Below are 25,603 nucleotides of genomic sequence, written 5' to 3'. Positions count from 1 at the left end.
GCTATTTCCCCTTTCTGCCGAAAACGAGTCGAAACGACTAAGCCTTTTCAGGCACGTTCTAACCTTCCATATCCTCCGAAATCTTCGGCGGAACCGCAAACGATGCCGTAATCCGATCGTAACACTCCTCGCACAGATCAAACTCATGCTTTTCCAGGTCCTTCCCGGAAAAGTACCCCCACGTCGTGTCGACCGAGCAGATCCCCTCCAGCAGCATTCCATTCTGTATTTTCATGCTTTTTCCGCAGCAGTTACACACCGCCGCTTCCAGCTCATTTGTGTTTTTGTTGTATTTCCGCATTTTTCTTCCTCCCGTGTATCAAAAAACGTTTCTTTCTTCGTTCCTGACACAAAACAGAAATCAGATTCTCCTGTGTCCTGTCGATTGTAACACATCTTTCCCGCCATTCCTACTGGGAATGAAAGGAAAGTCCTGTGCGTTAAATGCGTATACAATAACAATTTCTCTCTACCTCTTCGGAACCGATTCATCCGTCCGGCTCATCAGCACCGCATCCTCCTTGGGGAGATCGTAATACCCCTTCCTGAGGCCGTCCTGCACAAAGCCAAGACTCTCATACAGATTCCGTGCCGGCGTATTGCCGATGCGCACATCCAGATGAATCACGCGCACCTTTCTCTCCTGCATCCGACGGAACAGCTCTTCCATCAGTGCACGGCCGATGCCGCGTCTTCTCGCTTTTTCTGCCACGCAGACATTTGTGATCTCACTTTCATCAAAGGAAATCAGGATTCCGAGATATCCTAAAATTTCACCGTCCTCCTCTGCTACAAGAAACAGTGCGTCGTCACGGATCAGAAAGGTAAAAAATCCAGTTTCTGTCCATGGAATCGAAAAGTTGGCCTCCTCAATCGGCATCACCTGCTCCAGATCGTCGATCTGCATTTCCCGGATTGTGATCATTCGCTCTTCTCTCCGTTTTTCTGTTTTTTCAGCACATCGGCATGCTTCACAGATTCCCGTTCGGCTCTTTCCCGCTCCGCCTGCGATTTTCTCAGGTATTCCGGCTCATGCTCCTCGGCCGTCTGAATCTTTCCTTCTTTATAATAAACCTCAGCCAGTGCTGCGACTGCGGCCGCTCTCTGGCGGTTCACGTGCGCCGGTGCAAACGAAAACGGAATCGTAAGAAGCTCCTGCAATTTTTCCCGGTAAACCGCAACGCCGTCCCCGAGGAAAATCACTTCGTGGTCGAGGCAGTTCAGGCCCTCCGCCAGTGCCTCAATGCTCATCGTATCCTGTTCCCAGACCGTATCGAGACGATGATCCGTGTAGCAGTAAACTCCGGTATAGACCTGGTTTCTTCTCGCATCCATGATCGGGCAGACAAATTTGTTAGTATCCCATATATTGTACGCGATTGCCGCCGTCGTTGGAATGGAAATCAGTGGTTTTTCAAGTGCCAGACCAAGTCCCTTGGCTGTTGCAGAACCGATGCGAAGACCGGTAAACGAGCCCGGACCTCCGGCAACTGCAATCGCATCGATCGTCGAAAGATCCAGCTCTGTCATGTTCGAGATTTCATCCAGCATCGGAAGCAGAGTCTGGGAATGTGTTTTTTTATAATTTACGGTGTATTCCGCAAGCAGTGTGTCATTTTCAACAACAGCCACCGAAGCCACCAGGCCGGAGCTGTCCAGTGCAAGTATTTTCATAATTTTTTGTTTCCTTTCCGATATTTCCTTCCTGTGCAACTCATTTTGGCAGTCTGCCGGAAACAGGAATCTTTACGATTTCCTTTTGTTTTTCCACCACATTCAGGATTTTTTCTTTTATTCCACCGTAATTTTCCGGTAATCAAACCCTTTTTCGAGGTCTTTTTCTATCGTAATCGAAATCGCACCCTCCGGGATCAGCTCTTCAATCAGTTCTGCCCATTCGATCAGGCAGACACCCTCACCGAAAAAGTAATCATCGTATCCGATTTCTTCCATTTCTTCTATATCACCGATCCGGTAAACATCGAAATGATAAAATGGCAGACGTCCCTCAGTATATTCCTGAATAATGGTAAATGTGGGACTGTTGACTGCCTCTGTGATGCCAAGTCCTTTTGCAAAGCCCTGCGTCAGAACGGTTTTTCCAACACCAAGGTCTCCGTTTAATGTATAAATCTGGCCAGGCTTCGCCGCTTTTCCCAGCTTTTCGCCAAGGGCAAGCGTCTCCGACGCAGAATTTGTTTCTATGATCATATGCTTTCTTCTCCTCTTTTTCTGCCTATCATTTTAACACAAACAAAAAGGTAATACAACCGCAGAACGAAACCGCTTTTCCTTGTGCTTTTCCTTGCTTTTTCTATCTGTTTTCGCTATACTATGTATCAGAGTTTCGCGGCCCAAAAACGTCCCACTCCTGTTTTTTCGGCCCGGAAAACGCGGTAAAACACGCTCTGCGCTTTTGTCCGCGTAAATCAAAAAGGAAAGAGATCAAAACTGTTATGCTGACTGTAATGAAATTTGGCGGAAGCTCCGTCGCAGATCTTGCGCACATCCGCAATGTAGCACAGCGCTGCATCGAAAAACAGCAGGCCGGAAGCCAGGTCGTTGTCGTTCTCTCCGCGATGGGAAAAACGACGGACGGACTGATTGCAACCGCAAAACAGATTACGGAAAAACCGTCCCGCCGCGAGATGGATATGCTTCTTGCCACCGGTGAACAGGTTTCCGTTTCCCTGATGGCCATAACCATGATTCAGATGGGCGTCAGTGCTGTTTCTTTAAATGCCTGGCAGGTACCGATGCACACGACCTCCGATTATCAGAACGCGCGCTTCAAACGGATCGACACCGAGCGCATCCGTAAAGAGCTGGATGACAACAAAATTGTCATTGTCACCGGCTTCCAGGGGATCAACAAATACGATGATATCACAACGCTCGGACGCGGCGGCTCCGATACGACTGCGGTTGCCCTCGCTGCAGAGCTGCACGCGGATGTCTGTGAAATCTACACGGATGTAGACGGCGTCTACACCGCAGATCCGCGGATTGTACCGAATGCGCGCAAGATGGAAGAGGTAACTTACGATGAAATGCTGGAGATGGCTTCGCTCGGCGCAAAAGTCCTTCACAGCAGATGCGTGGAAATCGCAAAAAAATACGGCGTGGAACTTCTGGTCTGCTCCAGTCTGAACCGGAATTCCGGAACGATGGTAAGGGAGAAAACCAAAATGGAAAAAATGTTAATCAGCGGCGTGGCTGCCGACAAAAATGTGGCAAAAATCCGTGTTGCAGGCCTTGGCAACGATCCGGAGAGCACGTTCCGCCTCTTAAATTTACTGGATCGGAACAATCTGAACATCGATGTCATGATCCAGTCACTCGGAAAGGACGGCACAAAGTCCGTTTCCTTTACCGTTGCAAAGCCGGATATGCTGCGCACGATCGATGTGCTGAACGACAACAAGGATTTGCTCGGCATCAAAAAGCTGGATTATGATGAGAACGTGGCAAAGATTTCCGTCATCGGAGCCGGTGTCCGCTCCCATTCGGGCGTGGCTGCCAAAATGTTCGGCGCGCTCGCCAATGCAGGAATCAATACCGAGATGGTTACCACCTCAGAAATCCGCATCACTGCCCTGATCGACGAAGCATACGCAGATCAGGCAATGCGTGCGCTCCATGAGACATTCCTGGAGCGTGTCTGAAAAAAAGGGGGGACCCCTTTGATACCAGATTGCTACGTGCTTTGCACTCCGGCAATCATCAAAAACATTCGTAATCCGCTCATTTTCTTCGAAAAATGGCTGCTTACGTCTTATCAAAAAATCGTTTAAAAATCAGGAGGAAAACAATGATGTCTAACCCAATCGTTACAATTACTATGGAAAACGGCGATGTGATGAAAGCAGAGCTTTACCCGGAAATCGCCCCGAACACCGTGAACAACTTCATCAGTCTGGCAAAAAAAGGCTTCTATGACGGTCTGACCTTCCACCGTGTCATCCCGGGATTCATGATCCAGGGCGGAGATCCGGCAGGCACAGGCGCCGGCGGCCCGGATTACTGCATCAAGGGTGAGTTCTCCCAGAACGGATTTGAGAACAACCTCGCACACACCCCAGGCGTTCTCTCCATGGCACGTACCATGTTCCCGGACAGCGCAGGAAGCCAGTTCTTCATCATGCACAAAGCTGCTCCGCATCTGGACGGCGCATACGCTGCTTTCGGAAAAGTAACAGAAGGCCTGGAAGTCGTAGATAAAATCGCATCTGTCAACACCGACTACAGCGACAAACCGCTGCAGCCGCAGAGAATGGCTACCGTTACCGTTGAGACCTTCGGCGTCGAGTATCCGGAACCGGAGAAATGCTAAGGATGAACGATGAACTGATGTTAGTTGAACCGTCGGAGGAATACTTCGCCGAGCTCGCCGCCTACCGGAACGATTTTCTGGAAAACAGCGATTCCATGGACGGCTGCGGACCGCTTCGCCGGTTTGATGATATGAAGGCGTATCTTGAAGATACCATGCGGTATACCAGAGAGGAGACTCTGCCGGAGGGCATGGTTCTCGCAACACAGTTTCTGTGCATCCGCAAATCAGACAACCGCCTTGTCGGCATGATTCAGGTGCGCCACTACCTGAACGATTTTCTGCGCACCTTTGGCGGCCATATCGGCTACTCCGTCCGCCCGTCGGAACGCAGAAAAGGCTATGCCTCCTGGATGCTGAAAAATGTGCAGCCGTACTGCAAAAGCCTCGGCCTTTCCGAAATTCTGGTCTGCTGCCTGGATACCAACGAGGGAAGCCGCAGAACGATCCTGAAAAATGGCGGCCGGTTCGACGGCACCGCTTATCGTGCCGATGAAAACAAAACACTGGAGCGTTACTGGATCACCCTGTGATTTTTAATCTTCCATTTCGCATAGCTCTGAATAGTTTCACAAATTTTTCTTGACATCCATGTCATTTCACTTTATAATTTGGAACTGCAAGCGAACAATTCTGTTCTTATGCAAAATATATGCCCCTGGTAAAAAACCGACGGACAGGCAGGGGTAGTTGCCGAGCGTGGTTAAGAGCCACATTATTGATTGCGTTAAAAGCGCAAATTTTATGAGTTGATTACTTTATAATCGATGCTCTACGACGAGCACATCATCTTATGAAACGGTCAATAAGAGTACGTGACTATATATTTCTGCATAGGAAAACAGGGAGAAGCCTGGATTTTTGTCCATCCCCTGAAGTTTGCACAATACGATCATGTATAAATTTCGATTTTTAGACAGATGATGCACGTCATCTGTCTTTTTTTCGTGCTTATAGCCAAAGATGAACCCAACACCATTTTCTGAAAAAGGAGAACCAAACAATGTCAAAAGTTATGATCATCGGATGCGGCGGTGTTGCATCCGTAGCCATTCACAAATGCTGCCAGAACAGTGAAGTATTTTCTGAAATTATGATTGCAAGCCGCACCCTTTCCAAGTGCGATGCTTTAAAAGAAAAGCTGGCTCCGACCACAAAAACCATTATCACAACAGCAAAGGTGGATGCCGACTGCACAGAAGAATTAATTGCCTTAATCAAACAGTATCAGCCGGATGCCGTATTAAATCTGGCTCTTCCTTATCAGGATCTTACCATTATGGATGCCTGCCTTGCATGTAAGGTTCCTTACATTGATACTGCAAACTACGAAGCAGAAAACACGGATGATCCGGCATGGCGTGCGATCTACGAAAAGAGATGCGAAGAGCTTGGCTTTTCTGCTTACTTTGATTACTCCTGGCAGTGGGCTTATATGGACCGTTTCAAGGAAGCCGGCATCACCGGTCTTCTCGGAACCGGCTTTGACCCTGGTGTCACCAGCGTTTTTGCAGCCTATGCACAGAAACACTATTTCGATGAAATTCACACGATTGATATTCTGGACTGCAACGGCGGCGATCATGGATATCCGTTTGCAACCAACTTCAATCCGGAAATCAACCTCCGCGAGGTATCCGCTCCCGGTTCTTACTGGGAAAACGGCCACTGGGTGGAAATTCCGCCAATGTCGATCAAACGGGAATATAACTTCGATGAGGTAGGCGAGAAGGATATGTATCTTCTTCATCATGAAGAAATTGAGGCTCTTGCCAAAAACATCCCGGGCGTAAAAAGAATCCGCTTTTTCATGACCTTCGGCCAGAGCTATCTGACTCATATGAAATGTCTGGAGAATGTAGGACTTCTCTCTACCACTCCGATTACCTTCAACGGGCAGCAGATTGTACCGATCCAGTTTTTAAAAGAGCTTCTCCCGGATCCTTCCACTCTTGGCCCGCGCACCGTGGGTAAAACCAACATCGGCTGTATTTTTACCGGTATCAAGGATGGAAAAGAAAGAAGCATTTACATTTACAATGTCTGTGACCACCAGGAATGCTACCGGGAAGTAGAGTCTCAGGCGATTTCCTACACAACCGGCGTTCCGGCCATGATCGGAACCATGATGGTCGTGAACGGCCTCTGGAACAAGCCGGGTGTCTACACCACAGATGAATTCGATCCGGATCCGTACATGGAAGCACTCAACAAGTGGGGTCTTCCGTGGAAGGTCGTAGAAAATCCTGTTTTAGTAGATTAAGCCTATGTATAAGATAAACGAACTGCCAACTCCCTGTTTTGTCATTGATGAAGGCAAACTGGAAGAAAACTTAAAGATCCTGCACCAGGTAGAAGAACGCACCGGTGCAAAAATTCTGCTGGCTCAGAAATGCTTTTCCTGTTTTTCGGAATATCCGCTGATTGGAAAATATATCAGCGGAACAACTGCCAGCGGACTCTATGAGGCGCGGCTTGGAAAGGAAGAAATGGGGCTGGAGAATCATGTGTATTCTCCGGCCTACCGCCCGCAGGATATGGAAGAGCTCGCACAGATCTGCGATCACATTATTTTCAATTCAGAAAAGCAGCTCCGAACGTACCTCCCTGTACTTAAGGCTTCCGGAACCGCAAAAGCCGGACTTCGCATCAACCCGGAATGCTCCACGCAGGAAGGCCATGCGATTTATGATCCCTGTGCGCCCGGCTCCCGCATGGGCATCCGCGCCTGCGATTTTACAGACGAACTGGCTGATCTTGTGGACGGTCTTCATTTTCATACCCTCTGTGAACAGAATTCGGATGATCTGGAAACCACGCTGCGCGCCGTGGAAGAAAAATTCGGCAAGTGGCTTTTTAAAATGAACTGGCTTAACATGGGAGGCGGACATCATATCACCCGTGAGGATTACGATATCGAACGCCTGATTTCCTGTATCAACCATATGAAAGAAACGTATGGTCTTCAGATTTACCTGGAGCCCGGGGAAGCAGTTGCCTTAAACGCAGGCTACAATGTCACGGAAGTTCTCGATATTGTTGAAAATAACGGAAAAATTTTAATTCTTGACACTTCCGCTGCCTGCCATATGCCGGATGTGCTTGAGATGCCGTACCGCCCTCCGCTCAAAGGCAGCGGACTGCCTGGGGAAAAGCCTTATACCTACCGCCTTTCCTGCAATACCTGCCTGGCGGGCGACGTAATCGGCGAATATTCCTTCGATTCCCAAATCCGGATCGGTGACAGACTGTATTTTGAAGATATGGCGATTTATTCGATGGTAAAAACCAATACCTTTAACGGAATCCCACTCCCTTCCATCGCGGTGATGGACAAAGCTGGAAACTGCCGAATGATAAAGGAGTTTGGATATGAAGATTTCAAAAACCGATTGTCTTAGAACCCCAAAAGCCGATGGCTTTTACATGCCGGGCGAATTTGAGCCCCACGAAGGCACGCTGATGATCTGGCCGTGGCGTCCCGGTTCCTGGAATTACGGGGCAAAAGCGGCAAGAACGGCATTTGCAGAAATTGCAGAAGCAATTGCCGCTTATGAACAGGTTTATCTTTTCGTCCGGCCACAGGATAAAGCATCGGCACAGGAACTGCTTTCCTCCGACCGGATTCATCTGATCGAAGCCCAAACAGAGGATGCCTGGGCAAGAGATACCGGCGCTACGTTTGTGGTCAACGATCAGGGCGGGCGAAGAGGCATTCAATGGGAATTCAACGCCTGGGGCGGCCAGTATGATGGTCTGTACTCCCACTTTGAACATGACCGTGAGGTTCCTGAACGAATCTGTAGTTTTCTCGGAGATTCCTTCTATAATGCCCGCCCCTTTGTTCTGGAAGGCGGCTCCATCCATGTTGACGGGGAAGGAACCCTGCTTACGACCGAAGAATGTCTGCTGAGTCCGGGGCGCAATCCTTCTCTTACAAGAGCGGAAATTGAAGAAAAGCTGCGTCAGTATCTTTCGGTCGAGAAAATCATCTGGCTTCCTTTTGGTATTTACAACGATGAAACCAACGGCCATATCGATAATATGTGCTGCTTTGTAAAGCCAGGAGAAGTACTTCTTGCCTGGACAGATGACGAAAACGATCCTCAGTATGCCAGAAGCAGGGCCGCTTTTGATCTTCTCTCCCATACCGTTGACGCGAAGGGACGAAGCTTTGTGATTCACAAGCTGCCCATTCCGAAGCATCCCATCTGTATTACAGAAGAAGATCTTCTCGGCTATGATTTTGAAGCTGGCGAAGACCAGCGGGAAGCCGGCGAACGTCTTGCCGCCAGTTATATCAATTTTTACCTTGCCAATCACTGTGTCCTTCTTCCCCGGTTCGGCGATGAAAACGACACCGTGGCTGCAGAAATTCTCGGAAAATGCTTCCCGGATCGACGAATCCTCCCTGTCGATGCACGCGTCATTCTGACCGGCGGAGGCAACATTCACTGTATTACCCAGCAGATTCCGGCAAAGAAAAGAGGAAACAGATTATGCGAAATATAAAAATTGCCGCACTGCAGTTTTCGTGCTGCAGTCAGGTACAGGAAAATATAGACAAAGCAGAGACTCTGGTCCGTGAAGCCGCTTCCAACGGCGCCAATCTCATCCTTCTTCCTGAATTATTTGAAAGACCGTATTTTTGTCAGGAAAAGCGATACGATTATTATGATTATGCCCTGCCTTTGACAGAAAATCCCGCTGTCCGGCGTTTTCAGGCCGTTGCCGGAGAACTTGGGGTCGTGATTCCGGTCAGCTTTTATGAAAGGGATGTTCAGCGCCTGTTTAATTCCATTGCCATGATCGATGCAGACGGATCCATTCTTGGTGTTTACCGCAAGACCCATATCCCGGACGATCATTTTTATCAGGAAAAATTCTATTTCACTCCGGGAGATACGGGATTCAAAGTCTTTGAAACACGTTTTGGAACCATCGGCGTCGGCATCTGCTGGGATCAGTGGTTTCCGGAAACAGCACGATGTATGGCTGTGCAGGGGGCTGAAATCCTGCTCTATCCTACCGCGATCGGAAGTGAGCCGATCCTGAATGTAGACAGCAGCGGGCACTGGCGGCGCGTCATGCAGGGACATGCTGCCGCAAATCTTGTTCCGGTTGCTGCTGCAAACCGGATTGGTACCGAAACCGTAACGCCCTGTGAAGAAAATGGCGGCCAGTCCTCTTCTCTTACTTTCTACGGTTCTTCCTTTATTGCCGATGCAACCGGTGAGCTTGTGGCATCTGCCGGAAGAGATACCGAGGAAATCCTGTACGCCTCCTTCGATCTGGATGCCCTGCGCGAAGAACGTTTTTCCTGGGGGCTTTTCCGTGACCGGCGGCCGGAAACTTATCGTATCATGACGAAACAGTAAAGCTCTGTCTCTTCCTGTTGTAACTCTTCCTACAGCGGTGCGCTGCATCACATATTCTAACTACAAAGGAGAACCGCTATGCAATATGGAGTTTTATGTCTGCTGCCGCCTGCGGCGATGCTGATTTTTGCATTAAAAACGAAAAAATCTTTCGAAGCTCTGATTTTCGGAACCCTGGTTGCCTATCTCATCATGTACAAAGCGGCTTTTATCGGACCCTGGTGCGATCTGCTGCTTTCGGAGATCAGCAACGCAGATAACCAGTATATTCTTCTTCTCTGCGGACTGTTCGGAGGCTTCATCTTCCTGCTCCGCGAGGCAAAAGGAACACTTGGTTTTTCCAACCTGTTAAGCCGTTTCTGTAAAAATGAACGGATCACCATGATGATGTCGGTATTTCTCGGAATCATTATTTTTGTCGATGATTATCTCAACATCATGACCGTTGGAACCTGTATGAAGGATGTCTGTGATAAACGAAAAGTCCCACGCCAGGCCCTTGCCTATATCATTGACTCAACCGGTGCACCTGTCTGTGCACTGATTCCCTTTTCCACCTGGGTAGTTTTTTATTCCGGTGTTTTTATTCAGGAACCGGGCATTCTCAATATGGGCTTTTCCACCGGTATGAGTGTTTACTTAAAAGTGCTTCCTTATATGTTTTATCCCATGGCTGCACTTCTGGTTGTCATTCTGTTTGCCTGCAAACTGATGCCAAAGCTCGGAAAAATGAAAGATGCCTATACCGATCTGGAAAAGAAAGAGCAGACACCGGAGCATCCCAAAATGCACAATGCCCCTTCCGTTGACATTGCCATGGCCGGAATGAGCGTTGATTACCCGCCCGAAAATACCAATCCCGGAAATATACTGGATTTTCTGATCCCCATCGGTATTCTGATCGGTGTGACAGTAGCCACACAGGATATGATGCAGGCGATTATTCTTGCTCTTGCTTCCTGTATGATTCTTTATCTTCCGCGGAAGAAAATGACCTTTACGCGGTACGTGGAACTGTTTTTTGCCGGCTTTGCAGATATTCTTCCGGTTCTCGCCATTCTTCTTGCATCCTTTATGATCAAGACTGCCTGCGGCGAAATGGGACTCTCGGAATACGTCATCAACCTGTGTGTTCCGTATATGAATGCCAAAACACTGGCAGCTATTATTTTTGTTGTCATTGCAGTTCTGACCTTTGTCACCAGCTCTTTCTGGGGAATTGAGGCCGTAGCCGTTTCCATCGTTGTTCCGCTTGCCATCGCCCTTGATGCTAATGTACTTCTGGCGCTTGGCGCTGTCGTATCCGGCGGTGTTTTCGGAAGCCATGCATGCTTCTATTCCGACGCAACGGTTCTTTCCTCCGCGACCTGCGAGATTGACAATATGTCACATGCCGTGTCGCAGTTTCCTTACGTCCTGATCAGTGCTGCTCTCGCCGTAGCAGGATTCTTAATCTGCGGAATTTTTGCTCTTTAAAAAGCACCCTTAAAATAAAAAAAGTCTTCGACGATCGGATTTTTCCAGATTCATCGAAGGCTTTTTTTTGTTTTTTTATTCTTTTACACTCAACCGCACCAGCGCACGCTGCAGCTTGGCTTCGGCAATACGGTATTCTTTATCTGTCAGACCGCCGTTTGCCAGCGCCTGCTCGGCCCTGTGTTTGGCAGCCTCGGCGCGCTCTGCATCAATATCCTCTTCCCACTCCCAGGTTGTTGCCAGGACACGGCAGACCCCGTTCATCATGGAAAGCATTCCGCCGATGCAGGCGGCATTTCTTCTCTTTCCGTCCTCCAGCACAATATGCGCCTCGCCCATACCGAGTGCAGTGCAGTAATTGCAGTGCCCAGGCAGAATTGCCAGGTCGCCGCTGATGGTTCTGCAGACAACGCGCGCTACGTCACCCTCATAGAGAAGTCCGTCCGGCGTGCCGACACGTAAAGGAAATGTACTCATACGTCATTCCTCCTTTACTGATTCAGTGCTTTTGCTTTTTCAAATACCTCGTCGATGGTACCTGCAAACAGGAAGCAGCTCTCCGGAAGATCGTCGCACTCGCCGTCAAGGATCATGCGGAATCCGCGCAGAGTTTCTTTTAACGGCACATATTTTCCTTCCATACCGGTAAACTGCTCCGCTACCGAGAAGCTCTGGGACAGGAAACGCTGTACCTTACGGGCACGGCTGACCGTCAGCTTATCCTCCTCGGACAGTTCATCCATACCCATGATGGCGATGATATCCTGCAGCTCTTTGTATCTCTGCAGCACCTGCTGTACGGCACGTGCTACCTCATAGTGCTCATGGCCTACGATTTCCGGTGTCAGGATACGGCTGGTAGAATCGAGCGGATCAACAGCCGGGTAAATACCCTGGCTGGAGATTTCACGGGAAAGTACCGTCGTGGCATCCAGATGGGTAAACGTTGTTGCCGGAGCCGGGTCGGTCAGGTCATCGGCCGGCACGTAAACAGCCTGTACCGATGTGATGGATCCCTTTCTTGTGGAAGTAATACGCTCCTGCAGTGCGCCCATCTCGGTTGCCAGCGTCGGCTGGTATCCTACTGCGGACGGCATACGGCCAAGCAGAGCCGAAACCTCGGAACCTGCCTGCGTAAATCGGAAAATATTATCGATGAACAGCAGCACATCCTGATTTTTCACATCACGGAAGTATTCTGCCATGGTAAGGCCGGAAAGTCCGACACGCATACGCGCTCCCGGCGGCTCGTTCATCTGTCCATAGACCAGTGCTGTTTTATCGATAACACCGCTCTCTTTCATCTCGTTGTAAAGGTCATTTCCTTCACGGGTACGCTCTCCGACACCGGTGAAAACGGAAAGTCCGCCGTGCGCCGTTGCCACGTTGTGGATCAGCTCCATGATAAGGACTGTTTTTCCAACGCCGGCACCGCCGAACAGACCGATTTTTCCGCCCTTGGCATACGGGCAGATCAGGTCAACGACCTTGATTCCGGTTTCGAGGATCTCCGTTGCCGGAACCTGTTCCTCATAGGACGGCGGATCGCGGTGGATCGGCCATTTTTCTGCTGTTTCCGGTGCCGGCTTATTGTCTACGGTCTCACCGAGCAGGTTGAACACGCGGCCTAAGCACTCCTCTCCGACCGGAACGGCGATCGGGCCGCCCGTGTCAACTGCTTTTGTTCCGCGGACAAGTCCGTCTGTGGACTTCATGGCAATGCAGCGGACCATGTTGTCGCCCGTCTGCTGCGCCACTTCCACAACCAGCTTCTCGCCGTGGTTGTCTATCTCGATGGCATTCAGAAGTGCCGGCAGCTCTCCTTCCGGAAAACGGATGTCCAGAACAGGACCCGTTACCTGCACAACCTCGCCAATGTGTTTTTCACTCATTTAACGACTTCTCCTCACTTTTCTTGTTTCCACTCTTACACGCCTTCCGCACCGCCGACAATCTCCGTGATCTCCTGCGTAATGCTTGCCTGACGGGCACGGTTGTAATACAGATTGAGCTGTTCAATCATCTCCTCTGCATTTCCCGTTGCCGCCTCCATTGCGGTACGGCGTGCCGCAAGCTCACTTGCCACACTCTCACAGATACCGCCGTAGATCAGGCCGCCTAAGTATTCCGGCACAATCGCTTCGAATACCTCGACACCGTTTGGCTCATACAGGATCAGATTCCGGATTTTTTTCGCTTCCGGATCCTCTCCGTCCTCTTTTGCAATGTCAATCAGAGGCAGGATCGGCACGGAAACCGGCATCTGCGACAGCATCGACACGAATTTTGTGTAACAAAGCTCCACATGTCCGAAGGTCCCTTTCCGGAACTCACGGCACAGTGCGCGCGCGATCTCAAAGCTGTCTGCCACAGAAAGATTTGCGATCTCGGCAAAGCTGTCCGTCAGAATGTCCAGCTTCCGGGATTTTGCATACTCCACTGCCTTTTTGCCGACCGGAACCACACAGATCTCTTTTCCTTTGGCATCTGCCTCAAAGCATCGGAACAGATTCGCGTTGTATCCGCCCGCAAGGCCGCGGTCTCCGGCAACCAGCACGTAGCAGCATTTCTCGTTTTTTGCCTCTTTTGCATAAATGGAATAAAATTCCGTGTTTCCTTTTGCAATATCCTGCAAAGTGCGGTACAGCTCCTGAAAATACGGACGGCAGGTATCAGCCCGCTCCTTCGCTTTTCGCAGCTTGGAGGACGCTACAAGTTCCATCGCCTTGGTAATCTGCATCGTGCTTTCGACACTTTTGATCCGCAGCTTTACGGCTTTCATGTTTGCAGCCATAGGCTCCTCCTTCTTTCCTTATTTTGCAGGTCTTGTATTGATAAAGTTTTCGGTGTACGATTCGAGCGCACTTTTCAGCTTCTCTTCGGTATCTGCCTCGAGTTTTCCGGTTGCGGAAATCTCCTGCATCACGGCAGCACCCTCTGCATCGGTATCAAGCCAGGTATACAGTCCGTCCTCATAGGCGCGGACATCCTCAGCTGCAACCTTTGACAGAATTCCTTTCGTTACCGCATAAAGAATGGCCACCTGTTTTTCTACCGGAACCGGTGCATTCTGGTTCTGTTTTAATACTTCCACGATACGCACACCCTGCTCCAGACGCGCCTTTGTATCGGCATCCAGATCGGATCCGAACTGTGCAAAACTTGCCAGCTCGCGGTACTGGGAATAGATCAGTTTCAGAGTTCCGGCTACCTTCTTCATCGCCTTAATCTGCGCATTTCCACCGACACGGGATACGGATACGCCAGGGTTTACCGCCGGCATAACGCCCGAGTGGAACAGCTCTGTCTCAAGGAAAATCTGTCCGTCTGTGATGGAGATGACATTCGTCGGAATATAGGCGGAAATATCGCCTGCCTGGGTCTCAATGATCGGCAGGGCCGTCATGGATCCGCCGCCGTGTTCATCGTCCAGCTTTGCGGCACGCTCCAGAAGTCTGGAATGGAGATAGAAAACATCTCCCGGATAAGCCTCACGTCCCGGCGGACGGCGGATCAGCAGGGAGAGTGCACGGTATGCAACCGCGTGCTTACTTAAGTCATCATAAATGATCAGCACATCTTTTCCCTGATACATAAAGTACTCGCCCATGGCACAGCCGGAATACGGTACGATATACTGCAGCGGGCTCGCTTCGGATGCCGTCGCTGCCACGACGATGGTGTACGCCATTGCGCCGTTCTTCTCAAGATTTTCTACTAAGGACGCTACTGTCGAACGTTTCTGTCCGATGGCAACGTAGATACAGATCACATCCTTGCCTTTCTGGTTCAGAATGGTATCGGTTGCAATCGTTGTCTTTCCGGTCTGACGGTCTCCGATGATCAGCTCTCGCTGACCTCTTCCGATCGGAACCATGGAATCGATCGCTTTAATACCGGTCTGCAGCGGCTGATTAACACCTTTTCTCTCACAGATGCCCGGTGCCGGGCTTTCAATCGGACGGTACTCTGCTGCCGTAATCGGGCCTGCGCCGTCGATTGGCTGGCCGAGCGCGTTGACAACGCGTCCGATCATGCCTTCTCCGACCGGAACCGAAACGACCTTTCCCGTTCTTTTTACAAGCTGTCCCTCGCTGATGTTCTCGCCGGAACCGAATAAAACGACAGATACGCTGTTTTCCTCGAGGTTCTGTGCCATTCCATAGCTTCCATCCTCAAATTCCAGCAGCTCGCCTGCCATGCAGTTCGAAAGACCGCTGGCTCTTGCGATTCCGTCTCCGACCATCAGAACGGTGCCTGTCTCATCCTGCCGGATCGCATTTTCATAATATTTGATCTGGCTGCGGATGACCTTGGATATTTCTTCTGGTTTCAGTTGCATGTTTTCCTCCTACACCACTGTATTGCTGATTCTTCTGGAAAGCTCGGCCAAACGTCCCTTTACGGTTCCGTCAAACAGCTTTCCGTCGAGTTCTACGCGGACACCCGCCAGAACGGACGGATCGGTTTTCAGTTCCATCACGACCGTTTTTCCACTCATCGTTTCCAGTTTTTTCTTCAGAAGCTCTTCCTGTTCCTTCGACAGGGATGCTGCGCTCGTCACAACTGCCTCGGCAATGTTGTGGGCTGCGTAGTATCTGCGCTGAAATGCTTCCTGGCATCCGCCGAATTCACGGAGAAGATTTTTTTCACACAGCAGTTTGATAAAATTGACCAAATACGGTTCCGCCTGGCTGCCAAATGCCGCGTCGATCAGCCCGATCCGCTCTTTTCGCGGAATCGAAGGCTCCGATAAAAGGCGCGGATACTCCGGGTTTTCCCGGAACAGAGCTCGGATCTCCTTCATCTCAGAAAGGATTTCCTCTTCGAGATGCTCCTCTGCGGCCAGCTCATACAGGCTCCCACCGTATACTCTGGCAGTTTCTGTCATGATGCTTCACCTACATTCGATATAAATTCATCTATCAGCTTCTCATGGTCTTTTTCATTAATCTCACGTTCAATGACCTTTCCGGCAATATCCATGGCAATGCCGCCGATCTCGCCTTTGACTTCATTGACCGCTTTCTTTTTCTCCTGGGCAATCTCTTTTTCTGCCTTGTTTTTCAGGGCAGCTGCCTGTTCGGAAGCCTCTTTTACGATTTTCTCGCTCTGCAGCGTCGCTGTCTTTCTGGCGCTTTCGAGAATCTCGTTGGCCTTTGCCTTGGCCTCCTGCATATTCTGCTCATATTCCTCTTTGATGGCGTTGGCTTCTTTTTTTGCCGCCTCTGCGTCTGTGATCTCCGCATCGGCTGCCGCACGCCGTTTTTCCAGCATCTCATTGATCGGTTTGAAAAGGAACCGTTTGATCAGATACATCTGGATGAAGAGGTTGCAGATCTGTGCGATAAAAGTCCAGGGGACAATTCCTACCAGTTCCTGAACCTGCATAGTTTCTTTCCTCCTAGCAATCATTTACTCCTTGCAACTATTTCAGGAAGTTCATGAACATTCCCGGTGCTACGAAGATCAGAAGCAGGCCGGTTACGAAACCGTAAATACCTGTGGTCTCTGCGATCGCACAGCCAAGAAGCATCGTACTTGTTACATCACCTTTGCATTCCGGCTGACGTCCGATTGCCTCAAGTGCCTTTGCTACGGCGTTACCTTCACCGATACCAGGTCCGATACCTGCGATCAGGGAGCATCCTGCGCCGATTGCGCATCCTGCGAGAGCGATACCTTTTGCTAAAATCTGAAAATCCATCTTGTTTTCCTCCTGTATTTTCTTTTTGTAAACCTCATTTTTTAATCTCTTTAGCCTTCCTCTGCTGCATTCGCAATGTACATGACAGTCAGCATACAGAAAATAAAGGCCTGCATCACGCCGGAGAACCAGTCAAAGTAAACCGACAGAACCGCCGGAACACCGACGTCCAGAATCGGGATCTGTGAAAGGGTTCTTCCGAGCACGCCGGGAAGCAGTCCCAGCAGCTTTCCGCTTGCCAGTGCCAGCGATCCGTAGATCAGGGCATTGATGACAACGCCGGAAAGGATGTTTCCAAAGTGACGGCACGCCATACTGATCGGCGTTGCGAGCTCCGACAAAACATTAAACGGTGTCATAACCGCAATCGGAGTCGTAAAGCCTTTCAGATATCCGCCAAAACCATTCGTTTTGATCTTCTGTGTTGTGATCATGATAAAGACCACAACAGCCCAGGCCGCCTCTGTGGAAAGATCCGCTGTCGGACTTCGAAGTCCGATCAGGCTGATCAGGTTTGAGACAACGCTGGTCGCGAAAAGCGCCGACACAAAAGGAATCAGATAGCGGAATTTTTCTCCCATGTTGCCGATGACAAATTTGTTTGCGGTTTCCACAATCATTTCTGCCACCGCCTGGCGTTTGGAGATGTTCCGCACCTTCAAATCTCTTGTGAGCCAGATGCAAAGTCCGGTAATGAGTGCCATTACAATCCAGCTTACCACCAGCGTTTCGCTGATCTGAATTTTCCCGAACAGCGGGAAATCGATAGGGATCGTAAAAAAGACTTTTGCACCGGAGATATCAACCTCCATTCTCTTTTCTCACCTCCTCTGTATGAGATAAAATAAAAAATTTGAACCTTTTGTCAAAGCGGATCTTCACAATCCGCTTCGCTGCTTGCTCATAACCGAATCGCTGCTTCGCTGTTTCGGTTTCAAAACGCCGTCCCGTCTTTGCGGCTTTCGCCAAAGATCAGGTTCAGCGCTTTATGCTGTTTTTTATGCCCTTCAGCTTGATGGCCGTTCCCGGAATTAAAAGCGGCAGGATTCCTGCGGCAAACTGAAAGCATGGAAGCACAATCGCCAGAATTGCCCAGAGCATCTGCATCAGGTTTCTCTGCGAATAGCTTGCCTGCATCCGCCGTTTTGCTCCCGCCTCGTCTGTCTCGGACACTGCTTTTTGTACTGCCATGCCCATCAGGAAAAAGTTCAGCACCGCAACGGCACCGCCTCCGATTCCCCCGAGGATCACCCGATAGTCAAATGGGATTTTTTCCGGCCAGATCAGGTGCAGGATCAGAAACCCGACCCACATCACAACCACGCCGACAACAGTATAGATGGCAACATTTTTCGTCTCCTTTTTTACGGCCGGCTGGACCTTGTCTCCGAAATTGCTCATATCGCCTTGTTTCCTTTCTAAGGGATTTTCCCCTTAAAATCAGTCTGAAATCTTTTCTCTGCCACTTGATCTTCGTCAACTGTGAAAACTTTTTCAGACACGTTCTAAATATGTCGGTTGAAAGACACCCGCTTTTTCTTCTTTTTTCCGTCCGGCTCCGTCTCGATACGTTTCTGATGCCGCAGAACGCTCTGCCCGAATTTCCAGGCTGTCACGGCACCGCCTCCGATCCCAAAGAAAAAGCCGAGCAGATAAATCCATGTTCCAACCGAAAAGCGGTCGCAAAGCCACCAGCAAAGTGCCAGACAAAGAAAAAGAGGCGTCACAAGGGACAGTCCGAATTGTGTCAACATTGTGAGATTGGTAATCATCCCCGTCCACTTCTTCATATCCTGTCCCTTTCTGCCGCCTCTTTTTTGTCAGACTTTCGGGTCTGTGTTCTGTCTTCCATTTTTGTAACCGCTTAGTCAGATTGTACCATAAACGTTTTCATAAGACAAATGAATTTGTATATTTTCCAAATTATTTGTTTTTATTTACATTCTTTTCATAATAATTGGAACAATTTTCTCATTTTGTCCCATTGCAAAATTGCAGCGTTCACCTCGCTTCTTATTTTTTGAAAAAAACTGCGGTTTTATTCCACACATACTGCTGTTTTTTCTTTCCAACCGGAAAGCTGATAGCTTACCTCATAGTGTCCCGGCTCCAGCAGGTATCTGCCGTTTTCTTCTGATCCGAGCACTTCTGCAACCGCTTCTTTTTCACTTTTGGCAACCATTGGAAGTATGGCCTCTGCGGTACAGTCGAACGGAACATCCATGGTGATGGTCACGTGCTCTTTGTCGGAAAGCTCCCAGCGAATGCCGTACGTTCCCGATGCAGAATCATATTTTGCCTCTGCATACCGCAGATGCCAGTTCAGCGTCGGTGCAAACTGTACAGTTTTGACACCCGGATGGGAATCCATCGTGTTAATGCCGGCGACGTGGCGGAACATCCATTCCTGGATGGAGCCGTAAGCATAATGGTTCATACTGTTCATGCTGATGCCGGAAATCGTGCCGTCTGCAAGAAGGGAATTCCATCGCTCCCAGACAGTAGTTGCACCAAGCTTAACCTCATAAAGCCATCCCGGAAATTCCTCGTTCAGCAGCAGTTCGTAGGCAAGATCATTCATGCCGTTGTCGGTGAGCACATTGTTCAGCAATGGTGTTCCGACAAATCCCGTCTTCAGTTTGTGGTTACTCTGCTCAAACAGCTTCAGAAGCTGCCGTTTTGTCAGCTCTTCGTTCTTTGACAGATGGTATTTCAGCGTCAGCAGCAGCGCCGTCTGTGTTTTGATGCAGCAGCGGCCTGTTGCGCTGTAATATTCTTCCTGTACCACGGCAAACTGCTCCTCGGACAGCTTCTGATACTTCTCCTGCTCCTCGCGGTATCCCAGCACACCGGCCGCTTTTGCCACGATTCCTGCGCTGATCGCATAATACAGGTTTGCAATAAACTCCTCGTCCGTTGCACCCATGACCTGCTCCGCTCCCTGTACCGGATTGTCCAGTGCCAGCCAGTCGCCGAAGTGGAAAATATACCGCCAGCCGTGGTTATCCCCATCCACTTTCGTGATGTAATCCACCCACGATTTCATGCTCACAAACTGATCTTCCAGAATGCTCTTATCCCCGTAAAACAGATACAGATTCCACGGAATGATGCACGCCGCATCGCCCCAGACACATGCCGCGTCTTCCACGCCGCACGACGGCACCACATGCGGAACCTTTCCACCAAGCACGCTCTGCTCTTTTGCCATGTCGTACAGGTATTTTGCATAGAATGCATACGTATCTTCGAGATACATTGCCGTCGGCGAGAACACCTGTGCATCACCCGTCCATCCCATGCGCTCATCACGCTGCGGGCAGTCGGTCGGAACATCCACAAAATTGCACTTTAAGCCCCAGCGCACATTGCTGATGAGCTGATTGACCAAATCACTTCCTGTTTTCATCCAGCCTGTCGCTGTGATGTTGCTGTAATAAGAAAGACCCGTGAAATCCTCTTTTTTCAGATCCGGAATGCCTTCGATCTTCACGTAACGGTAGCCGTAGAACGTAAAATGCGGCACAAGATCCATTTCGGTTCCATCGGAAATATAGATGTATTCGGATTTTGCACTCCGCAGATTGTCATTGTAGAAATTGCCGCGCTGCAAAATCTCACCTGTCTGAACATGAACTTTGGTTCCTGCCGGCACGTTGACATGCAGCTTGAAAATTCCCGTAAACTCCTGCCCCATATCGAAGACCAGCTCGCCGGCCGGAGTATGAAGCAGTTCTTTAGGTTCAAACGTCTCATGAATCATCACCGGAAGGCTCATGCGTTCCGTCAGTTCTCCTTTTGGTGCCTCACAAAAAACCGCCTTCTCCAATGGCAGTTCCGACAGCGTGTCGTCCCGGTGCTCACCGTCGTAAAGATTCGAGAATGCAATTTTACTGCGCCGCACCTGCCACGATTCATCCGTGTCAATCACCTCTTCCGAACCGTCCGCATACGTCAGATGCAGCTCCGCAATCAGCTTCCACTCATTGCCGTAAAATCCCTTGTCCTCAAACGCACTGAATCCAAACCGCGCCTTGTACCAGCCGTTTCCAAGCAGCACACGGAGCATTCCCTGTTTTGAAACCTCCTCTGTCACATCATACGTCTGATACTGTACCCATTCATTGTAATCATTGCTGTACGGCGTCAGGTACTCATCCCCGACACGCTTCTCATCCACATACACCTCATACAGTCCAAGTCCGCAGACATACAGCCTGGCCTTCGCTACCTCTTTTGCCGGAACAATTTCTTTTTCAAAATATGGATGACGGTTCTCCTTACTGTCACAGGAAATCCATTTTCCTGTCCATGCTTCATTCCGTTTTCCGGTCTCAAAAAACTGTACCTCACTCACCGCCGTCTCCCCGGCATCACTGCCCGCTTCCACGTTCCAGTAATACCGCGTTCTCGGCTCCAGATCCAGCTTCACCGGATAGAAAAGACTGCTCGCCTTATCATCCTCTCCGGAATCAAACAGCAGATTCTCCATCGCTGCATCCGATGCTACACGGATTCTCGCATAGCTCTGTTTTTTTCCTTCCGCGTCTTTCACTTTCCAGGAAAAGACCGTTCTCTCCATTCGGAACCCCATTGGATTTTCCAGATGATTCACCTGTGCGTGATAAATTTTCATTTCAATATCCTCCTCCATCTTATTTTTGAAAATTCCCCCATTTTTTCTCATTTTATCATGATCCCTTTCGAGAAAAAAGGTTCTGTTTTGCAGGAAAAAACATCTTTATTTGCACCATTTCCTGCCCACCAGACATCTCCCCGGATTGCCAGAAAGTATGGGACATTTTCTCTTTTTCGGGCCACACCGAAACTAATAAGAGCCTGTGCTTTCCTTTCCCCTCAGCCGCAGTGCGATCCTGCCCGGAGGGCTTTTTACTTTACAGGAAAATTCAACGAAGTTTCCTGTAAAGTAAAAAAATGCCGGATTCTTTGAACCGCCCCAAGAAATCAGATTTTTTAGATCTAACTTTTTAGGACGGTTCATCCGACATTTTTCCGGAATTTTCCGGCTCTATCTTCAGTTTCTATCTTCAGTTCAGCAATTCATCCGCCAGCGTTCTCTTCGGCACATAGTGCACATCATTTTCATCCCGGTAATAATTCGTATTCCCATCCTCCGGCACATCTACCAGATGAATCTCCTCCGCCGGTTTTCCAAACGCCACAATCAAAAGCGGCCGGATCTCCTCTGGCAGTCCAAGCACTTCCATCACCTCGCCCGCCTGAAAATTCCCGATCATGCAGCCGCCAAGCCCCTGCTCCACAGCCGCAAGCAGCATCGTCTGCGCCACAATCCCGACATCCTTCTGATACCGGTTCAGATTCTCATCAATCCTCTTATCCTGGCAGATCACAACAAAACCCGTCGGCCGTTTTCCCGGATGCGGCAGTACCATATCCGGCAGCGCCCGCGCCCACTTCGTCAGACCCTGCACCTTCTCCACTTCGTCCGGCTCCCACGCCAGAAAATACTTCAACGGCTGCTTATTCACACTCGAAGGACAAAGCCGCGCGCAATCCACAAACCCTTCCAACGTCTCCCGCGAAATCCTCACCGACTCATCAAAACCACGATAACTCCTGTTTTTTAATACCAGATCCTTTAACATCATTCTTCATCCTCCTGTCTTAACTTTTCTTTCTATCTCCCACTCTACCACACCTCCCACCCCCTATCAATCACCTTTTTCTCATTTTCCCTCTTGACATACTTTGATATTCAAAGTATTATATATCTAGTTTTCAAAACTATATAGTAAGGTTTTTAACATTACATTTTTACCAATACCAGATCCCGTGCCCGCCGCCGTGTCGGGGATGTTCCTCCAGGATGGCGCATTTGCAGGAGGCCTGCAAACTCTTAGGCTATGGAATTTTGCGTTGCTTGAAAAAACGGCACTGTCTGAGCGCAGCGAGTTCGCCGTTTTTTCAAGCGCCCTTAGCAAAATCCCAAAGCCTTAGAGTTTCCTGGCCTCCGAAACCGCGCCATCCTGGAGGAACATCCCCGGCGCGGCGGCGGGCACGGGATCGTCCATTTATCAAAAAGGAGAATTCATATGTTACCAAATTTAAAAATAGGAAATCTCACCGCCAAATACCCCATCATCCAAGGCGGAATGGGCGTCGGCATCAGCCTCTCATCCCTCGCCGGTGCCGTTGCCAAAGCCGGCGGAATCGGCATCATCTCCGCCGCCCAGCCCGGCTGGCGCGATCCGGAATTCGCGCGTGATCCCTTAAGTGCCAATCTCCGCGCACTCGCCTTCCACATCCGCCGCGCCAAAGAAATTTCAAACGGCGGCATCATCGGCGTCAATATCATGTGCGCCCTGACCCACTACGAGGAATACGTCCGCTGCTGCATCGAAAACGGAGCCGATCTCATCATCTCCGGGGCCGGTCTCCCGACTGATCTGCCAAAATACACAGCGGGAAGCTCCATCAAGCTCGCGCCTATCGTTTCCCCGCCCCGGACCGCCAAGGTTCTTCTGAAGCTTTGGGACAATCACTATCACCGCGTCCCTGATCTCGTTGTCATCGAAGGTCCTGCAGCCGGAGGCCATCTCGGCTACTCCGCCGAAACCGTGGAAGAAACAGCACGGCGCGGCTACGATGACGAAATCCGGGAAATTCTGCAGATTGTACATGGCTACGAAGAAAAATATGCCTGTACCATCCCCGTCGTCTTTGCCGGAGGCGTCTACACCCATGAGGATATCCTTCACTATCTGTCGCTTGGCTGCGCAGGCGTCCAGATGGCTACCCGTTTCGTTGTCACGGAAGAATGCGATGCCGATCCCCGCTACAAACAGGCATACCTGAATGCAAAAAAAGAAGATATCACGATCATGCACAGTCCGGTCGGCATGCCGGGCCGCGCAATCCGCAATCCGTTTCTGACGGAACGCGAACAGGAACGGGAAAAAATCTCACACTGCTACCAGTGCCTCAAAAAATGCGACAAAGCCTCCATTCCCTACTGTATTACCACTGCCCTGACCCGCGCTGCCGATGGCGATACCGACAACGCTCTCCTTTTCTGCGGGGAAAACGCATGGCGTCTCGATCACATGACCACTGTGCCGGAGCTGATGGCGGAACTGGCCGGGGAATCCCTGCCGGACAGCAAAAAATAAAAAATTTAGTAGTGACTTTCCTTCCCAATAATGTTACAATCTTCTTTATGGTGTCAGCATAAAAAATCTTCAAGAACTGACCATAAACCCAAAATTTTTGTAACACACAAAAGGAAGGAACTCTATGAACAAACACAACAAATCCCGCAGCTCGTTTTCCGGCAAAATCGGTTACGTGCTGGCTGCAGCAGGCGCTTCCGTCGGACTTGGAAATATCTGGCGTTTTCCCTACCTCGCAGCAAAATACGGCGGAGGAATTTTCCTCCTCATTTATATCCTGCTGGCGCTCACCTTCGGCTACTCCATGATCGTTGCCGAGTCCGCCATCGGACGCATGACACGAAAAAGCCCGGTCGGCGCTTTCCAGTCGTTCGGCAAATCGAAATGGCTTTCCGCCGGGGGCTGGATCAACGCCATTATCCCGATTCTGATCGTTCCATACTACTCTGTCATCGGAGGATGGGTCATCAAATATCTGATCGAATACGTGAAGGGCAACAGTACCCTGCTCGCAGAGGACGGCTATTTTTCCGGCTTCATCTCAAACGGAGTTTCCACAGAGCTCTGTTTTGCCGTTTTCTGCCTTATTACGGTCGCCATCATCTACGCCGGTGTGCGAAACGGCATTGAACGCGTTTCCAAGGTGATGATGCCGATTCTGATCGTCCTTTCCGTTATCATTGCCGTTTATTCCGTAACAAGACCGGGCGCACTGGCAGGCGTGAAGTATTTCCTTGTTCCGAACCTCAAAAACTTTTCATGGATGTCCGTTGTTGCCGCCATGGGACAGATGTTCTACTCCCTCTCGATTGCGATGGGTATTCTGATCACCTTTGGCTCCTACATGAAAAAAGACACCTCGATCGAGGATTCCACACGCAACGTCGAAATCTTTGACACTGCCATTGCGATCATGGCAGGCCTGATGATCATTCCTGCCGTCTTTGCCTTCTCCGGCGGAAATCCGGATACCCTGCAGGCAGGACCTTCCCTGATGTTTATCACCATCCCGAAGGTATTCGCCAATATGGGCTTTGGCACTGTGATCGGTATTCTGTTTTTCCTTCTGGTGCTGTTTGCCGCACTGACCAGCTCCATTGCACTGACAGAAAGCGCCGTTTCCACCTTTGAGGATGAGCTCGGCTGGGGCCGTAAAAAATCGACCGTTCTGATCGGCGTTATCATGATTGCGCTCGGAACGCTCTCCTGCCTTGGCTACGGACCGCTTTCCTCCGTCACCATTCTTGGCATGCAGTTCCTGGATTTCTTCGACTTCCTGACAAACTCCGTAATGATGCCAATTGCTGCCATTGCCACCTGTCTTCTCGTTTCGAGAGTCATCGGTGTGGCAAAAATCGAGGAAGAAATCATCCACGGTGAGAGCCGCTTCCGCAGAAAGAAAATCTTTCTTGTCATGATCCAGTATCTCTGCCCGGTGTTTGCACTGATCATTCTGTTCAGTTCCGTGGCAAATGCATTCGGCTGGATCACCATGTAATGAATCTGTAAACGATGAAAAAAGATTGTTTTCGAAACACGATCACGATTTCGAAAACAA

At 49.9% G+C, this 25,603-nt stretch carries 26 protein-coding genes; 10 read left to right on the top strand and 16 right to left on the bottom strand.

Going from position 1 to position 25,603, the window contains the following annotated elements; translation table 11 throughout:
- Positions 1–58 precede the first annotated feature (58 nt).
- The 4 genes from DW769_RS08270 to tsaE all read right to left on the bottom strand — a co-directional run bounded on the left by DW769_RS08270 (position 59) and on the right by tsaE (position 2,211).
- Positions 59–301, bottom strand: coding sequence for a hypothetical protein (locus tag DW769_RS08270; RefSeq protein ID WP_117802074.1), 243 nt, complete (start codon positions 299–301; stop codon positions 59–61).
- A gap of 168 nt (positions 302–469) precedes the next feature.
- A complete protein-coding gene (gene rimI / locus DW769_RS08265) occupies positions 470–925 on the bottom strand; it encodes a ribosomal protein S18-alanine N-acetyltransferase (protein WP_179965869.1) in 456 nt (151 codons plus the stop codon).
- Complete coding sequence (gene tsaB / locus DW769_RS08260; RefSeq protein WP_055220568.1) at positions 922–1,674, bottom strand: tRNA (adenosine(37)-N6)-threonylcarbamoyltransferase complex dimerization subunit type 1 TsaB; 753 nt, start codon at positions 1,672–1,674, stop codon at positions 922–924. Before tsaB ends, rimI begins: the two co-directional genes overlap by 4 nt.
- A 117-nt stretch (positions 1,675–1,791) precedes the next feature.
- Entirely contained in the window at positions 1,792–2,211 is a 420-nt protein-coding gene (gene tsaE / locus DW769_RS08255) for a tRNA (adenosine(37)-N6)-threonylcarbamoyltransferase complex ATPase subunit type 1 TsaE (RefSeq protein ID WP_022462246.1), read from the bottom strand.
- A 245-nt stretch (positions 2,212–2,456) separates the two neighbouring features.
- On the opposite strand from tsaE, the gene DW769_RS08250 reads away from it, so the two are divergent.
- The 8 genes from DW769_RS08250 to DW769_RS08215 all read left to right on the top strand — a co-directional run bounded on the left by DW769_RS08250 (position 2,457) and on the right by DW769_RS08215 (position 11,187).
- Positions 2,457–3,665 (top strand): aspartate kinase, encoded by a 1,209-nt coding sequence (locus DW769_RS08250; protein ID WP_117804714.1) that lies wholly within the window; start codon positions 2,457–2,459, stop codon positions 3,663–3,665.
- Positions 3,666–3,814: 149 nt separating this feature from the next.
- Positions 3,815–4,333: a peptidylprolyl isomerase gene (locus tag DW769_RS08245; protein ID WP_117804715.1), complete on the top strand. Its 519-nt coding sequence runs from the start codon at positions 3,815–3,817 to the stop codon at positions 4,331–4,333.
- Between the two features lie 2 nt (positions 4,334–4,335).
- Entirely contained in the window at positions 4,336–4,866 is a 531-nt protein-coding gene (locus DW769_RS08240; RefSeq protein WP_022462243.1) for a GNAT family N-acetyltransferase, read from the top strand.
- A gap of 470 nt (positions 4,867–5,336) precedes the next feature.
- A complete protein-coding gene (locus tag DW769_RS08235) occupies positions 5,337–6,596 on the top strand; it encodes a saccharopine dehydrogenase family protein (protein WP_022462242.1) in 1,260 nt (419 codons plus the stop codon).
- 4 nt (positions 6,597–6,600) lie between these two features.
- Positions 6,601–7,734 carry a carboxynorspermidine decarboxylase gene (gene nspC, locus DW769_RS08230; RefSeq protein WP_118750235.1) on the top strand — a complete coding sequence of 378 codons (1,134 nt, stop codon included), beginning with the start codon at positions 6,601–6,603 and terminating at the stop codon, positions 7,732–7,734.
- Positions 7,706–8,845 (top strand): agmatine deiminase, encoded by a 1,140-nt coding sequence (gene aguA / locus DW769_RS08225; protein ID WP_118750234.1) that lies wholly within the window; start codon positions 7,706–7,708, stop codon positions 8,843–8,845. Before nspC ends, aguA begins: the two co-directional genes overlap by 29 nt.
- The gene (aguB, locus tag DW769_RS08220) at positions 8,833–9,711 is read left to right on the top strand and encodes an N-carbamoylputrescine amidase (RefSeq protein ID WP_118750233.1); all 879 of its coding nucleotides are present in this window, start codon (positions 8,833–8,835) and stop codon (positions 9,709–9,711) included. The genes aguA and aguB overlap by 13 nt, the downstream gene beginning before the upstream one ends.
- Positions 9,712–9,789: 78 nt before the next feature.
- Positions 9,790–11,187 carry a Na+/H+ antiporter NhaC family protein gene (locus tag DW769_RS08215; RefSeq protein WP_118750232.1) on the top strand — a complete coding sequence of 466 codons (1,398 nt, stop codon included), beginning with the start codon at positions 9,790–9,792 and terminating at the stop codon, positions 11,185–11,187.
- A gap of 75 nt (positions 11,188–11,262) precedes the next feature.
- On the opposite strand, the gene atpC is transcribed toward DW769_RS08215, so the two are convergent.
- The 12 genes from atpC to DW769_RS08155 form a co-directional block, all read right to left on the bottom strand.
- Positions 11,263–11,664, bottom strand: a complete 402-nt coding sequence (atpC, locus tag DW769_RS08210; RefSeq protein ID WP_118750231.1) for an ATP synthase F1 subunit epsilon — start codon at positions 11,662–11,664, stop codon at positions 11,263–11,265.
- Between the two features lie 14 nt (positions 11,665–11,678).
- Entirely contained in the window at positions 11,679–13,079 is a 1,401-nt protein-coding gene (gene atpD / locus DW769_RS08205; protein ID WP_022462236.1) for a F0F1 ATP synthase subunit beta, read from the bottom strand.
- A 35-nt stretch (positions 13,080–13,114) separates the two neighbouring features.
- Entirely contained in the window at positions 13,115–13,981 is an 867-nt protein-coding gene (gene atpG, locus DW769_RS08200; RefSeq protein ID WP_055220552.1) for an ATP synthase F1 subunit gamma, read from the bottom strand.
- 18 nt (positions 13,982–13,999) lie between these two features.
- Positions 14,000–15,529, bottom strand: coding sequence for a F0F1 ATP synthase subunit alpha (gene atpA, locus DW769_RS08195; RefSeq protein ID WP_055220549.1), 1,530 nt, complete (start codon positions 15,527–15,529; stop codon positions 14,000–14,002).
- Positions 15,530–15,538: 9 nt separating this feature from the next.
- Positions 15,539–16,078, bottom strand: coding sequence for an ATP synthase F1 subunit delta (gene atpH, locus DW769_RS08190; protein ID WP_118750230.1), 540 nt, complete (start codon positions 16,076–16,078; stop codon positions 15,539–15,541).
- Positions 16,075–16,578 (bottom strand): F0F1 ATP synthase subunit B, encoded by a 504-nt coding sequence (gene atpF, locus DW769_RS08185; protein ID WP_022462448.1) that lies wholly within the window; start codon positions 16,576–16,578, stop codon positions 16,075–16,077. Before atpF ends, atpH begins: the two co-directional genes overlap by 4 nt.
- A 37-nt stretch (positions 16,579–16,615) precedes the next feature.
- Positions 16,616–16,894, bottom strand: coding sequence for an ATP synthase F0 subunit C (gene atpE, locus DW769_RS08180; protein WP_022462449.1), 279 nt, complete (start codon positions 16,892–16,894; stop codon positions 16,616–16,618).
- A 50-nt stretch (positions 16,895–16,944) separates the two neighbouring features.
- Complete coding sequence (locus tag DW769_RS08175) at positions 16,945–17,706, bottom strand: F0F1 ATP synthase subunit A (RefSeq protein ID WP_055220541.1); 762 nt, start codon at positions 17,704–17,706, stop codon at positions 16,945–16,947.
- Between the two features lie 166 nt (positions 17,707–17,872).
- Positions 17,873–18,295 (bottom strand): hypothetical protein, encoded by a 423-nt coding sequence (locus DW769_RS08170; RefSeq protein WP_055227959.1) that lies wholly within the window; start codon positions 18,293–18,295, stop codon positions 17,873–17,875.
- Positions 18,296–18,399: 104 nt separating this feature from the next.
- Entirely contained in the window at positions 18,400–18,684 is a 285-nt protein-coding gene (locus DW769_RS08165; protein WP_055227958.1) for an AtpZ/AtpI family protein, read from the bottom strand.
- A gap of 248 nt (positions 18,685–18,932) precedes the next feature.
- Positions 18,933–21,530, bottom strand: a complete 2,598-nt coding sequence (locus DW769_RS08160; protein WP_118750259.1) for an alpha-L-rhamnosidase — start codon at positions 21,528–21,530, stop codon at positions 18,933–18,935.
- A 412-nt stretch (positions 21,531–21,942) separates the two neighbouring features.
- The gene (locus DW769_RS08155; protein ID WP_226906299.1) at positions 21,943–22,524 is read right to left on the bottom strand and encodes a nitroreductase family protein; all 582 of its coding nucleotides are present in this window, start codon (positions 22,522–22,524) and stop codon (positions 21,943–21,945) included.
- A gap of 444 nt (positions 22,525–22,968) precedes the next feature.
- On the opposite strand from DW769_RS08155, the gene DW769_RS08150 reads away from it, so the two are divergent.
- On the top strand, positions 22,969–24,045 hold the full coding sequence (locus DW769_RS08150; RefSeq protein WP_118750229.1) for an NAD(P)H-dependent flavin oxidoreductase: 1,077 nt from the start codon (positions 22,969–22,971) through the stop codon (positions 24,043–24,045).
- A gap of 124 nt (positions 24,046–24,169) precedes the next feature.
- On the top strand, positions 24,170–25,543 hold the full coding sequence (locus tag DW769_RS08145) for a sodium-dependent transporter (protein WP_117760655.1): 1,374 nt from the start codon (positions 24,170–24,172) through the stop codon (positions 25,541–25,543).
- The last annotated feature ends 60 nt before the right edge of the window (positions 25,544–25,603 follow it).

The sequence above is a fragment of the Blautia sp. AM29-29 genome (assembly GCF_003480555.1).
In the GTDB taxonomy this organism is placed as follows: Bacteria; Bacillota; Clostridia; order Lachnospirales; family Lachnospiraceae; genus Fusicatenibacter; species Fusicatenibacter saccharivorans.
Note: the sequence above shows the minus strand (reverse complement) of the source record. Positions and strands in the feature narration are given on the sequence as shown.